This window comes from Sphingobium sp. Cam5-1, assembly GCF_015693305.1.
Classification (GTDB): Bacteria; Pseudomonadota; Alphaproteobacteria; order Sphingomonadales; family Sphingomonadaceae; genus Sphingobium.
In genome coordinates this window covers 253,749-267,534 of record NZ_CP065138.1, presented here as the reverse complement: position 1 = coordinate 267,534, position 13,786 = coordinate 253,749, and the positions used below count along the sequence as shown (strand labels likewise).

The 13,786-nt window shown below is 64.1% G+C and carries 11 protein-coding genes, 1 pseudogene and 1 riboswitch; all 12 genes and pseudogenes read right to left on the bottom strand.

Annotated elements, in window-relative coordinates:
- Positions 1-23 precede the first annotated feature (23 nt).
- Positions 24-671: a DUF938 domain-containing protein gene (locus tag IZV00_RS01420; RefSeq protein ID WP_196225464.1), complete on the bottom strand. Its 648-nt coding sequence runs from the start codon at positions 669-671 to the stop codon at positions 24-26.
- On the bottom strand, positions 668-2,239 hold the full coding sequence (gcvPB, locus tag IZV00_RS01415) for an aminomethyl-transferring glycine dehydrogenase subunit GcvPB (protein WP_196225463.1): 1,572 nt from the start codon (positions 2,237-2,239) through the stop codon (positions 668-670). Before gcvPB ends, IZV00_RS01420 begins: the two co-directional genes overlap by 4 nt.
- A complete protein-coding gene (gcvPA, locus tag IZV00_RS01410) occupies positions 2,236-3,594 on the bottom strand; it encodes an aminomethyl-transferring glycine dehydrogenase subunit GcvPA (protein ID WP_196225462.1) in 1,359 nt (452 codons plus the stop codon). Before gcvPA ends, gcvPB begins: the two co-directional genes overlap by 4 nt.
- Positions 3,595-3,739: 145 nt before the next feature.
- Entirely contained in the window at positions 3,740-4,111 is a 372-nt protein-coding gene (gcvH, locus tag IZV00_RS01405; RefSeq protein ID WP_196225461.1) for a glycine cleavage system protein GcvH, read from the bottom strand.
- Positions 4,112-4,170: 59 nt separating this feature from the next.
- Entirely contained in the window at positions 4,171-5,322 is a 1,152-nt protein-coding gene (gene gcvT / locus IZV00_RS01400) for a glycine cleavage system aminomethyltransferase GcvT (RefSeq protein WP_196225460.1), read from the bottom strand.
- A 175-nt stretch (positions 5,323-5,497) separates the two neighbouring features.
- A riboswitch (glycine riboswitch) is annotated at positions 5,498-5,597 on the bottom strand.
- A gap of 67 nt (positions 5,598-5,664) precedes the next feature.
- Complete coding sequence (locus tag IZV00_RS01395) at positions 5,665-5,958, bottom strand: hypothetical protein (RefSeq protein WP_196225459.1); 294 nt, start codon at positions 5,956-5,958, stop codon at positions 5,665-5,667.
- 46 nt (positions 5,959-6,004) lie between these two features.
- Positions 6,005-7,162: a deoxyguanosinetriphosphate triphosphohydrolase gene (locus tag IZV00_RS01390; RefSeq protein WP_196225458.1), complete on the bottom strand. Its 1,158-nt coding sequence runs from the start codon at positions 7,160-7,162 to the stop codon at positions 6,005-6,007.
- 10 nt (positions 7,163-7,172) lie between these two features.
- Positions 7,173-8,851: pseudogene (locus IZV00_RS21455) on the bottom strand (tetratricopeptide repeat protein).
- Between the two features lie 120 nt (positions 8,852-8,971).
- Positions 8,972-10,432 carry a cell division protein FtsZ gene (gene ftsZ, locus IZV00_RS01380; protein ID WP_196225457.1) on the bottom strand — a complete coding sequence of 487 codons (1,461 nt, stop codon included), beginning with the start codon at positions 10,430-10,432 and terminating at the stop codon, positions 8,972-8,974.
- Positions 10,433-10,542: 110 nt separating this feature from the next.
- Positions 10,543-11,829 carry a cell division protein FtsA gene (gene ftsA, locus IZV00_RS01375; RefSeq protein WP_196225456.1) on the bottom strand — a complete coding sequence of 429 codons (1,287 nt, stop codon included), beginning with the start codon at positions 11,827-11,829 and terminating at the stop codon, positions 10,543-10,545.
- A 5-nt stretch (positions 11,830-11,834) separates the two neighbouring features.
- Positions 11,835-12,773: a cell division protein FtsQ/DivIB gene (locus IZV00_RS01370; protein WP_196225455.1), complete on the bottom strand. Its 939-nt coding sequence runs from the start codon at positions 12,771-12,773 to the stop codon at positions 11,835-11,837.
- Positions 12,766-13,725 carry a D-alanine--D-alanine ligase gene (locus IZV00_RS01365; RefSeq protein ID WP_196225454.1) on the bottom strand — a complete coding sequence of 320 codons (960 nt, stop codon included), beginning with the start codon at positions 13,723-13,725 and terminating at the stop codon, positions 12,766-12,768. Before IZV00_RS01365 ends, IZV00_RS01370 begins: the two co-directional genes overlap by 8 nt.
- Between the last annotated feature and the right edge of the window lie 61 nt (positions 13,726-13,786).

The following is a 13,786-nucleotide window of genomic DNA, read 5'->3' as shown; positions in this document are numbered from 1 at the left end:
GAAGGGTCAGCGCGGGTCAGCTTTCAGGAAGAAGCCCTTCGGAACAGCAGCGACAGATTGTTGGCGGGCATTTCCACCAGCCGCTCCAATGCCAGCCTGTTTGCCGCTGCGGCTGCGGCAACATCCTCGACGCGGCGCAATCCCCATTGCGGATCGCGCGCCTTTAGCGACGCGTCGAAGGCAAGATTGCTGGGCGCGGTATCGACGTCATCGCGGATGAACGGCCCATAGAGGTAGAGCAATCCACCCGGCGGCAGCGCCTTTCCCGCCCCCGCCATCAGGCCAAGGGTCGCCGCCCATGGGCTGATATGGGTCATATTGATGCAAAGGATCGCGTCAGCTTTTGTGACCGGCCATGCGGCGGCGGCATCAAGTCTGATTGGGGCGCGAAGATTCGGAAGCTGCGCCTCGGCGCGCCATGCCTCTATCGATGCCAGCGCAACGGGATCGGGGTCGCTCGGCTGCCATTCCAGGGTGGGCAGCGCCGCCGCGAAATAGCGGGCATGTTCGCCGCTACCACTCGCCACCTCCAGCACCAGGCCCGCAGAAGGAAGTGCCTCACGCAATATCGCGAGGATGGCGTCGCGGTTACGCTGCGTCGCGGGCGCATGGCGCTTGCCCGACGTCGCGGGACCGGAGCCGGGTTCCCACGGCTCCGGTCTGTCGGTCATTCGGCTGCGTTCGCGAGAGCCGGATCGCTCCAGCTAAGGACTGGCTTGCGCGCCGCAAGGGTTTCGTCGAGGCGGCGGCGGGGCGCGAAATAGGGTGCGCCCTTCAACGCTTCGTCACCGGCCTTGGCGCGCTCGGCAAGGCTGCGCAGCGCCATGATGAACTGGTCGAGCGCGGCCTTGCTTTCCGTTTCGGTGGGTTCGACCAGCATCGCACCGTGGACGACCAACGGGAAATACATTGTCATCGGGTGGAAGCCTTCGTCGATCAGCCCCTTGGCGATGTCGAGCGTGGTGAAGCCTTCGGCGAACCCCTTGTCGCTGAACAGCGCCTCATGCATGCAAGGGCCACTCTGCCCGAACGGTGCGTCCAGCACATCGTCCAAACTGCGCAGGATGTAGTTGGCGTTCAACACGGCGTCGCTCGCGACCTGACGCAGGCCATCGGCACCGTGGCTGAGGATATAGGTCAGCGCGCGGGTGAACATGCCCATCTGGCCATGGAAGGCGACCATGCGGCCGAAGCTGCTGGCATGATGTTCGTCCGCCGTCTCTTCCTCGATCAGTACGAACTTGTCGTCCTGCTTCTCGACGAAGGGCAGTGGCGCGAAGGGGGTGAGCGCCTGGCTGAGCACCACCGGGCCGGAGCCGGGACCACCGCCGCCATGGGGGGTGGAGAAGGTCTTATGCAGGTTGATGTGCATCGCATCGACGCCGAGGTCGCCGGGGCGGACGCGGCCGACGATGGCGTTGAAGTTCGCGCCATCGCAATAGACGAAGGCTCCGACGGCATGAACCGCGTCGGAGATCGTCTTCATGTCGCGCTCGAACAGGCCGCAGGTGTTGGGGTTGGTAATCATCACCGCCGCGACATCCGGGCCGAGGCGCGCCTTGAGAGCCGCCAGATCGACGCGGCCATCCGGGGTCGCGGGAATATCCTCGACCTTATAGCCGCAGAAGGCCGCGGTCGCCGGGTTGGTGCCATGGGCGCTTTCGGGGACAAGGATCACGCTGCGCGCATCGCCACGGGCTTCGAGCGCGGCGCGGATCGCCAGCAGGCCGCACAGTTCACCATGTGCGCCCGCCTTGGGACTCATCGCGACCGAGTGCATGCCGGTCAGCTTGATCAGCCATTCGGCGAGTTCATGGATGACTGCCAGCGCGCCTTGCACCGTCGACTGTGGGGCAAGTGGGTGAAGGTCGGCAAAACCGGGCATCCGCGCTACCTTTTCATTGAGGCGCGGGTTGTGCTTCATCGTGCAGCTGCCGAGCGGGAACAAGCCAAGGTCGATGGCATAATTCTGGCGGCTGAGGCGGGTATAATGGCGCACCGTTTCCTGCTCCGACAGGCCGGGCAGACCGATGCTCTCGGTGCGAGCGAGATTGCCAAGGCGGCTAGCGGCCTTGGGGGCATCGGCGAAGTCGACGCCGGTGGTTTGGGTCGAGCCGATCTCGAAGATCAGGGCTTCCTCCAGCATCAGCGCGCGGTTGCCCGTGGCGGTTACGGGGGCGCTATCGGCTTCGGTGATGGCTTGAGGCGCGGTGGGGCGGCCTTCCTTGAGCATGGTCATGCCAGTTCCTCCTCAAGCGCCTGAGCAAAGGTTTCGATATCCTCCGCGGTCACGGTCTCTGTGACGGCGACAACCAGGCCATTGCCGATCTCCGCCGCATCCGGGAACAGGCGGCCGAGCGACACGCCGCCAAGTACGCCCTTGTCGGCGAGGTTGCGGACGACATCGCGGGCATCCTTCGACAGGACCAGGGTGAACTCGTTGAAGAAGCTGTCATTGAGCAGCTTGACGCCCGGCACCTGGGCCAGACGCCCGGCTGCCTGAACTGCGAGGCCATGGTTGAGTGTCGCGAGGTCCCGCAGGCCCTTTTCGCCCAGCAGCGTCATATGGATGCTGAACGCCAGCGCGCAGAGGCCCGAATTGGTGCAGATGTTCGATGTCGCCTTCTCACGGCGGATATGCTGCTCGCGGGTCGAAAGGGTCAGGACGAAGCCGCGCTTGCCCGCCGCATCCACGGTCTCGCCACAAAGGCGGCCGGGCATCTGGCGGACATATTTTTGCTTGCACGCGAACAGGCCGAGATAGGGTCCGCCGAATTGCAGGCCGACACCGATCGACTGGCCTTCGCCCACGACGATGTCCGCGCCCATATGACCCGGCGCCTTGATCGCGCCCAGAGCCACAGGCTCGGTCACGACCGCGACCAGCAGCGCGCCTGCTTCATGAGCAGCATCGGCGAGCGGGGTCAGGTCAGTGATGCGGCCGAGAATGTCGGGATATTGGACGACGACGCAGCTCGTATCCTTGTCGATCCCTGCGATCAACGCGTCGATATCGGTGGCAGCGTCGAAGGTCGGCGCTTTATGCACCAACGCATCGCCGGTGAACTTCGCCATGGTGTTGGCGACGGAAACATAATGCGGGTGAAGACCGGAGGACAGGATCGCCTTGCCACGCTTGGTGATGCGGCGGGCCATGCCGATCGCTTCCCAGCAGGCGGTCGAGCCGTCATACATGGAGGCGTTGGCGACGTCGCAGCCAAGCAGACGCGCGACCTGCGTCTGGAATTCGAACAGCACCTGCAACGTACCCTGCGCGATTTCCGGCTGATAGGGCGTGTAGGCGGTCAGGAATTCACCGCGCTGGATCAGATGATCGACGCTGGCGGGAACATGATGCCGATATGCGCCCGCGCCGAGGAAGAAAGGCGCTTCCCCCGCCGACAGATTCTTCCGCGCGAGGGCCGCCATGTGACGCTCCACCGCCAGTTCGCTGGCATGATCGGGCAGTCCCGAAATCTTGCCGGAAAGGCGGGCCTCTGCGGGCACGTCCACGAACAGGTCATCGACCGAAGACGCGCCGATGACGGACAGCATGTCCTGCCTGTCTGTGTCGGTTAGGGGTAGGTAGCGCATTTCAATTATCTCCCCCCTCCCGCGAGCGGGAGGGGTCGGGGGGTGGGTCGCGAGCGCAGCGAGCGCTGCTCCTTGGTGAGAGGGCGGACGCTCCCTTCGGTCGCGACCCACCCCTTCCCCCTCCCTTGAAAGGGAGGGGCTTATTTTAGAGCGAGGCCACGAACTTCTTGTAGGTAGCTTCGTTCATCAGCCCTTCCAGCTCGCTCGCGTCGGCGATGCGCAGCTTGAAGAACCAGCCATCCTCTTCGGCGTCGCTGTTCACCAGGGCGGGCTCTTCTTCCAGCGCGCCATTTGCTTCGACGACCTCGCCGGAAATCGGCGCATAGACGTCCGAAGCGGCCTTCACGGATTCAACGACGGCGGCATCGTCGCCCTTTTCGAACGTTGCGCCCTCCGCAGGCAGTTCGACAAACACGATGTCGCCCAGCTGCTCCTGAGCATAATCGGTGATGCCCACGGTGGCGATCTCGCCCTCTACGTCGATCCATTCATGTTCGTCGGTGAAATAACGGCTCATTTTACTGCTCCCCTCGGAGTGATTACTTGAAAATCACGACCAACAAAAAATCAGGAAATTCAGGCCTTGCGGCGATAACGGTGCGGCACGAACGGCATCGGCGCCACGGTCGCCGCGATGCGCTTGCCGCGCACTTCGATTTCCAGCGCGGTGTCGATGGCGCTGTGCGGCAGGCTGACCCAGCCCATGGCGATAGGAGCGCCCACGGTTGGCGCGAAGCCGCCCGATGTCACCTCTCCCACCTTGATACCATCGGCGAAGATGGGCGCCCCTTCGCGGGCGGGCAGGCGGCCTTCGATCTTCAGGCCCACGCGCTTGGCCCCCGGCCCGTCGGCCAGTTCCTTCATAACCCGCGCATGACCGATGAAGCCGCCCTCCTCCCGACGGCGCTTCTGGATTGCAAAGCCAAGATCCGCGCCGATGGTGCTGACAGCGGGCGTCAAGTCGTGGCCGTAAAGAGGGAGTCCCGCTTCAAGCCGAAGCGAATCGCGCGCGCCCAGCCCGATCGGCTTTACCTGTGGCAAGGCGCATAGCGCATCGGCCAGCAGCGCGACATCGGCGGCGGGAACGCTGATTTCGAACCCGTCTTCGCCCGTATAACCGGAACGGCTGACCCACAGCGGAACGCCGCGCCAGGTGAAAAGGCCCGATTGCATGAAAAGGAGGTCTGCGGTGCCGGGGATCAGGCTGGCCAGCGCCTCGCCCGCTTCAGGACCCTGCAGGGCGAGCAGCGCCTGCTCATCCATATGGTTCATGACGACCTCATCAGGCAGATGTTCGATCATCCAGCCCATATCGTCATATTTGGTCGCGCCATTGACGACCATATAGACGTCCGCGCCGTCAAACGCCCCCGCACCAAGGCGCGAGACCATGAGGTCGTCGAGGATGCCGCCCTCTTGATCGAGCAGCATCGAGTAACGCTGGCGAAAGGGCTTCAGACCCTTGATGTCGCTCGGCAGCAAATGTTCAAGCGCCTCGTCAACGCCCTCACCGGAAAAGGTGAGTTGACCCATATGGCTGACGTCGAACAGCCCGGCATGCTCGCGCGTCCAGGCATGTTCGGCCATGATGCCTTCATATTGGATGGGCATATGATAGCCCGCAAAGCCGACCATGCGCGCGCCCTTGGCGCGATGCCAGGCGTCGAGCGGCAAGTTCTGCAGCGGCAATTCTTCTTCGATATGGGCGATGTCGTCATTGCCGGACATGAGAGCGGCCTTTCGTGGCAGGGTTCATGGCGACAGACTAATGATCCGGAATCGGAATCCCGGCGTCTGCCACCCCCTCTGTCACGGAACCTGAGAGCTTTGACCACCAGTCCAGCGACCGGATGGCTTACCCCTTCGGTGGGACGGAGTGACCCGTCCGCTTTCCAGAGTGCCTGCCCATGATGCGGTCCTTTGGCCTGAGAGATTCCGGGGCGGTTGCTCCTTCGGCGACGGGGTGGCCTGAAAGGCTTCCCATGCTCTCCCGCATCATGTCCGGACCCGAATCTATCGGGCGCCGGTGACCCTCTCGCATTGCGGGAAATGGGAGGCGGCGTCAATTGCTCAATCGGTTGCCCGTTCTTCCCTCGCCAACCGATCGGCGAGGGTGCGCGTCATCTTGCGCAGTTCGTCCAACCGGGCATCCGCCGCAGGATCCCCCAGAATCAGCTGGCTAAGACTATCCTCGCCCTCGAACAGGCGCAGGAAATGCTCGACCCCGGTGAAGTTGGAATCAGCCACGAGATGGGCGCACAACTCTACCCGGCCCGACCATTTGCGATCACCCCGGCTGCGCAGGAATGCGGCGAGGTCTTCCAACCCGGCGGCAAGCGCGGCGATTTGTGGGTGAAGGGCCATGTTGAGCGAAGGCTAGGACGCGTTCAGGGCGAGCGCAACCGTCGCTTCAGGCGAGGGCCATCTCTCCAAAGATTTCCGCATGGCGCTTTTCCGCATAACGATCGGTCATGCCCGCGATGAAGTCGCCGATATGCCTGCTGCGGCCCGGCTCGTTCAGCAGGCGATCGTCCTGCCATTCGGACGGCATGAGTTCAGGCTGTTGCTGATAGGCCCGGAACAGGTCACGCACGATGATCCGCGCACGGTTCGCGGCGGCGAGTTGCGATGGATGATGATAAAGCGACGCGTACATGAAGCGCTTGAGGTCGCGTTCCTGCGCCGCGAGTTCAGGCGAGAAGCAGACCAGAGGGCGCCCGGCGGATCGCACATCCTCGACCGTTTCGACGCGGGCTTCGGCGATGTTCCGCCGGGTGGAAGCGATGAGATCGTTCGCCATGAGGCCGATCTGTTCCCGCACCAGTTCGCGAAGCAGGCGATCCTGCGGAATGTCCGGATAGCGGGCGCGCACCCGGTCCCAGCAATGTTTGACGACGGGCACGGCAAGCAGCTGATCCAATGTAAGCAACCCAGCGCGCAGGCCATCGTCAATGTCGTGATTGTCATAAGCGATATCGTCGGCGATCGCCGCCAGCTGCGCCTCCAGCGAGGCGTGAGACGACAGCTCCAGCGGGAAGAGCGCATCGACTTCCCGCATCGCCCAGCCGGGATGATCGACGGGACCATTATGCTTGGCGAGGCCCTCCAGCATCTCCCAACTGAGATTCAGCCCCTGGAAACAGGGATAAGGCGATTCAAGCAGCATAAGCGTGCGCAAGGTGTGCGCGTTGTGATCGAAGCCGCCATGATCATCCAGCGCCGCTTCCAGCGCGTCTTCGCCCGCATGGCCGAAGGGCGGATGGCCGATGTCGTGGGCGAGGCAGAGTGCCTCGGTCAGATCCTCATTCAGCCCCAGGGTGCGCGCTGTCGTCCGGCCGATCTGCGCAACCTCCAGACTGTGGGTCAGGCGGACACGGAAATGATCACCATCGGGGGACACGAACACCTGCGTCTTATGCCGCAACCTGCGGAAGGCGATGGAATGGATGATACGATCGCGGTCGCGCTGGAAGATGTCACGGGGACCACGCGTCTCGCCTCCCGCTTCGGGATGCAGGCGGCCACGGCTGCGGCCGGGGTGCGAGGCATAGGGGGCGAGCGTCGTCATCTGGACGCCCTTACTTGCCTCCGAGCTGTTCGACCACCTCGCCCGCGTCGCTTTGCCAGGCGAAGGCATCGGCACCGGCGGACTTCAGCTTCGCTTCCACCGTCTTGGCGCGCGTGAAGCTGGCGAAGGGACCGATCAGCAGGCGGTTGGTACGGCCCCAGCTGGCGACCCAACCGTCCTGCGGCGCAACAGCATCATATTTCCGGCGAAGAGCTTTAAGCGTGAAGCCCAGTGCATTGCGGTTGGCACCTGTGCCGATTTGCACCCAGTTGCGCGAGGGATTGGCGGCGAGCCGCGCCTTTTCCTCGGCGGCTTTCTTCGCCTTGGCGTCAGCTTCGGCTTTCGCTTTGGCCTTGGCTGCTGCGTCGGCCTTTTCTTTTGCCGTAGCGGCTGCCTTCTTCGCCTTGTCCGCCGCGGCTTGACGTTCGGCGCGGCGGGCGGCCTGAAGCGCTTCGATCTCGGACAGATCGACAGCGGCTACGCTCGCCTGGCGTTCGGAGTCGGGAACATCGATGGCATGGATGATGTCGGCCAACGTCCGGGTCGCTTGCGGATCGGGCTGCTGGCGCTGGACGGGTGGAGCGGCGGGCTGCTGCGACGCTGGAACGGCTGCTGGTGCGGGGGCGCGGGGCTGGCTTGCGGGAGCGGCCAGCGAGGCGGCCGGGCGGGTGGCCGGCGCCGGAAGCGGGTCGGGCGGCCCCTGTACCTGTGCCGGGCGTGTTTCAGTTGATGTCTGCGCGAAAGTGGAGGGCGCGGGGCTGGCAGGCGCCGGGCGGGCGGACGGCGCGGGTGGCGTTGGCGTGGCCGCTATCGACGGTCGGGTTGGCTGTATTTGCGCGCGCGCCGCCGGGATGGCGGGCTGCGCGGGGCCGGGGGTGCTGCCTGAGTTGGAGTCGGGGCCACCGTTGGCGCGGAAGGCCGGGGCGTCGCAGCCGCCAGCGACGTACCCACATTGGTCGGGAAGTGTCCGAAATGCACCGCCGCCGCTTTCTGCGCCGGGGTGAGATAGGGCATCTTCTCCATATAGGGCGCCAAGGCTGCGGCAAGTTGCGCGGGCAGCGTCTGGCTGGCGATCTTTCGCGCCTCGGCCTGTTTGTTGTTCATCGCCAGGATGAACGCGCGGTATCGCCACGCGGCGCGGTCGCCCTTATACAGCAGCGGCTGGAGCGTCTTCTCGGCCGCATCGACCTGACCCGAAATCCCCAGCGACGCGGCATAGCGATAGATGAGTTCGGCATCGTCAGGGACACGCTTGAGCGCGGCCTGATAATCCCGCTGAGCCCCGGCCTGATCGCCGGTCATGTCCCGCGCAAGGCCACGGTCCGCCAACAACGTCGCCTCGCCATAGCCGAGACGGGTAGCCTGATCGAACAGGCGCAACGCCTCGGCGGGATTTTGCGCCTTGAGCGCAACCCGGCCAAGCCCGGCCTTCACTCGCCCGTTATTCGGCTGGATCGCATCGGCACGCGAGAAGAAGCCCGCCGCCGCGCGCATGTCGTCCATCTCGATCGCAGCCTCACCCGCACCGACCAGCGCATCGACGTCGCGAGGATTGGATGCGAGGCGAGACAGGTTCCGGCTGAGATTTTCAGCGCCTGACGGCCTGATCGATTGGATCTGGGCGGGCTGTGCCTGGGCGGTTCCCGTCAGGAGCAGGCCGCCAAGGATCCATAAAGCTGAGCGTTTCACACTAGCCCTTTACCGGATCGATGCGTGAATGGGAAATTTATCGAAAGATAAAGCGCGCCCGGCCGCCCGATGCAGCCGATGGCGCGCTTCAAAACATAAGACAGCCTATGGACCGCCGTCTTACTGGTTGCTTTGACGGTTGAGGAAGCGCGGAATGTCGGGCGTCGATCCGGCATCGTCGCTCAGTCCGGCATTCTTGTCGGAACCTCGCGTGAGACCGGCCATACGTTCGAACAGGGTTCCACCAGAAGCAGCGCGCGGCGCAGCCTGAGGCGCGGGAGCCGGTGCCGGTGCAGGCTGTGCTTCGACTTCCTCTGCGCCGAGCAGCAGTTCATCCTGCGACGGGTCCTCGTCCGAAAACACGGCAGCAGGACGCGCGGAGGCAGCCGCCGGGGCAGGCCGGGGCGCTGCGGCGGCCCGTTCCTCGACCGGCGCAGCGATCGGCGCAGGTTCGGGCGCGGCAGGCACATCGAGTTCGAGCGTTTCGGGCTCGGCTTCGGGGGCTGAGGCCGGAGCAGGCTGCGGAGCCGGGCGCGACGCTGCGGCAGGAACGGCGACAGCCGGACGGCTGGCGAAGCTGAACGGCTGGGTCAGCGGCGCGGCGCCACCGGTTGCTTCGCTATCGATACCAGTGGCAACAACCGAAACGCGGATCTTGCCATTGAGACCGTCATTGAAGGCCGAACCCCAGATGATGTTCGCGTCCGGATCAACCAGTTCGCGAATGTGATTGGCGGCTTCATCGACTTCCATCAGGCGCATGTCGTCGCCGCCCACGATGGAAACGATGACGCCCTTCGCGCCGCGCATCGACACGCCGTCGAGCAGCGGGTTGGCAATCGCCTTTTCCGCCGCCTGAAGCGCACGGCCGTCGCCTTCGGCTTCGCCGGTGCCCATCATTGCCTTGCCCATTTCGCCCATCACGGAACGGACGTCGGCGAAGTCGAGGTTGATGAGGCCCGGCATGACCATGAGATCGGTGATGCCGCGAACGCCCTGCTGCAACACCTCGTCAGCCATCTGGAAGGCTTCCTTGAAGGTGGTGTTCGGGTTCGCGATCAGGAACAGGTTCTGGTTCGGAATGACGATGAGGGTATCGACATGCTTTTGCAGTTCCTCGATGCCGCTCTCGGCGGACTTCATGCGGCGATTGCCCTCGAAGGTGAAGGGCTTGGTCACCACGCCGACGGTCAGGATGCCCTTGTCGCGCGCCGCCTTGGCGATGACGGGCGCAGCGCCGGTTCCGGTGCCGCCGCCCATACCAGCGGCGATGAAGCACATGTGCGCGCCATTCAGCGCGTCCTCAACCGATGCGATGGTTTCCTCAGCCGCTGCCTTGCCGATTTCCGGACGCGATCCTGCGCCGAGACCCTCGGTGATCTGGGGCCCGAGCTGAATGCGGCGCTCGGCGGGCGAGGCGTTCAGCGCCTGCGCATCGGTGTTGGCGACGATGAAATCCACGCCCTCAACCGACGCGGCGATCATGTTCGCGATGGCGTTGCCGCCCGCGCCGCCTACGCCGATCACCGCGATGCGAGGCTTCAACTCGTCCACATGCGGTGGGCTGATCTCAATGCTCATAAATTCTAGCTCCCTCCAGCTTCGGCGACATGAGCGAAACTGTCATCGAAAGTTAATGCAACAGAAAATAGCGTATTTCACTAGCAAAGTTCGTCTGGCTTTAGATTTATTCAATAGTTTGTCTTCATCGCCCGCACCATCCGCTGCCACCATTGCGGTGCGTTGATACGATGAACGGTTTGTGGCGCAGGCGCTATCGTTCTAAGGTCAACCGGGTTTGATGCGCCGTAAAGCGCCAGACCGGCGAGCGTTGCGAAGGCAGGGCCGCTATGCGCCTCTGGCAGCGCAGCCAATCCACGCGGCCTGCCGATCCGGACGGCCCGGCCCAGCGCACCCTGCGCATAGTCGGCAATGCCCTTCATTTCCGCACCGCCACCGGTCAGCACGACTTGGCGTCCCGTCGGCGTATTGAAGCCCATCCCCGCGAGCGCCGCGTTAATCTCCGTCATCAACTGGTTCAGCCGTTCGCAAATCACGGCGACCAGCGCGGCGCGCGTTATCTTGCCGCCGTCCGCGTTCGGACCAGCGCTCTGTCCCGGCACGGCCACGTCTCCATGAGGCGCGGCGATCTCGATCATCTCGCGAAAATCGCGGCGGTTCTGCATCGCCGAACCATAGAAACATTTGATCCGCTCGGCCTGGCTGCGGCGAATGCCGAAGGCTGAGGCGATGTCGTCGGTGATGTCCGAGGCGCCGATCGGAATGCTGTGCAAGCCAACCAGCATGCCGCCCGCATAGAGGGAGACATTGGTCACGCCCGCGCCCAATTCCACCAGCGCAACGCCGAGGTCCCTTTCCTCTTCGGAAAGGCAAGCAAGGCCTGTCGCGATCGGCGAAGCGACAATCGAATTGACGTTGAGATAGGCCCCGCGCACGCACAGGTCGAGGTTGGCGAGCGGCGCGCCGTCCGCCAGCACGACATGGATATCGACGCCGAGCAGGTCGGCATGCATGCCGAGCGGCTTTTTCACCGGCACCTTGCCGTTGATCGTGAAGCAGGTGGGCTGGGCATGAAGGATGACCCGCCCATCGGGATCGATGCCCTGCTGGCCCGTCGCGAGCAGATCATCGATATCGGGCTGCTCTACGCGATAGCCGCCCATATCGCGCTCGACCGTCACAACGTCGCTGACGAGGCTTCCGCCAGAGAAGCTGACCCACACATCTTCGATATTGATGCCAGCGACGCGCTCCGCCTGCTCGACCGTTTCGCGCACGGCCAGTTCGGTGCGCTCCATGTCGGCGATGAAGCCCCGCCGGACGCCACGGCTTTCCCGTTGGCCCGTGCCCAATATCGCGAGTTCGCCCGTCTCGGTCCGGCCAGCGATGAGCGCGGAAACCTTCCACGATCCGATGTCGATCGCGGTGACGAGTTTATCGACCTTGGGCTGGCCCATGCGCGTCAGCCTTCCTCGCCCTGAGGCGCGGCGGGAGCACTTACTTCGGCTTTATCGCTCACCTGGTTCTGCGGCAGGCGCAGGATGAAGCGATCAGGATCGCGCATATCAAACTTCACGATGCCGCGGCCCAGCAGGCGATTGACGCCGTCCATGCGCGCGAAATTGACGAGCGCGGTCGCAGAGGCCCTGTCTCCTTCAGGCAGCGAAAGCGTTTCGCCGGACTGAAAGCGCAAATCCCAGCGGCGGTTCCCGACCCAGGTCGCACCGGCCAGCATGGGCTTCAGCGCGGGCGCATTTTCCATAAGCTTGTTGAGGCCCGCCGTCTGGCGGTTCGCGTCGGGGCCGACGACCAGCGGCAAGTCCGGCATCGCATCCGTAGACACGGACTGAAGCACCACGCCCTGAACATCGATCAAGTGCAACTGCCCATCATGCTGCCACACAGCGACCGGATCGCGCTCCACAATATCGACCACCAGCGTGTCCGGCAGGCGCCGCGAAATGCGCGCGTCCTTGACCCAGCCGAGCTTCAGCATTTCGTCGCGGACCTTGGGCAGGTCGAGCGACAGCATGGAGCGGTCCACCTGACCCAGCGCGATATTATAGACCGGCAGTTCGTCCATGCGCTCAACGCCGCGCACTTCGACCTTCTGCACTTCGAAACCGGCATTGGCTGCGACCTCCGCCGCCTTCTGCCCGGCGATCGCTGGCACGCCCAGCAGCATGGCGATGCCACCGACGGCAGCGACGACGATGCCCACGATGGCCCAGCTCGCCATGCGTTGCAGCGTGTCTTCGCTCACCGGAAGCGCGTGCAGCATGCGGCCGAACCAGGAACGACGCTTGCCCGGCTTGCCCCGACCCGATCCATTGCGGCTGCGGGGTCCGGCCGTGCGCGTCAGCCGCGCCGTCCCTCCGCGTCGGATGCGTGCTTCAGCCATGCCCTGCCCCCTTAGCGCCCTGTTTCTGCATCAGCGCATCCTCGACAATACGCTCGACCAGCTCGGCATAGTCAATGCCCAGTTTCGCCGCCTGCTCCGGCACGAGGCTGAGCGGCGTCATGCCGGGCTGGGTGTTCACCTCCAGAAGGTAGAGCCCCTCTACCCCCTGCGTATCATCCCAGCGGAAATCGGATCGCGAAGCGCCCTTGCAGCCCAGAAGCTGATGCGCGCGCAGGGCGATCGCCTTGCACGCTTCGCCGATGTCGTTCGGAATTTCGGCCGGGCAGACATGTTCGGTCATGCCGTCGGTATATTTGGCGTCGAAATCATAGAAGCCGCTCTTAGGACGCAATTCGGTTACCAACAGAGCCTCATCGCCCAGAACGGCGGTGGTTAGCTCCCGGCCCCGGATATAAGGCTCGGCGAGCAGCTGATCGAAATGCTGCCAAGGGCCTTCCACATCACGGCCGATGGGCGACCCATAATTGCCGTCCTGCGTGACGATGGCGACGCCGACGGAGCTGCCTTCATTGACCGGCTTCACCACATAGGGGCGTGGCAAGGGATCGGCTTCGAACAGGCTGGCGCTGTCAACGATGTGACCGCCGGGCATTGGGATGCCTTGGGGCACGAGCGCCTGCTTGGTCAGCTGCTTGTCGATCGCGATCACAGAGGTAGCAAGGCCCGAATGGGTGTAGGTGAGGCCCATTAGGTCCATCATGCCTTGCACCGTGCCATCCTCGCCCGGCACGCCATGAAGCGCGTTGAACACAACATCCGCTTTGGTTTCGGCGAGACGGGCTGCGACATTGTGGTCCATGTCGATCCGCGTGACCTGATGCCCACGCGATTCCAGTGCCTTTGCAACACCCTCGCCGCTCATCAGCGACACTGGGCGCTCGGCGGACCAGCCTCCCATGAGGACGGCGACATGCCAGGGGCCACGGGTCATTTGTAGAACTCCGGATCAATTATATTCGTCATCTCAGCGAAAGCTGGGAAGGAGGAAGGAG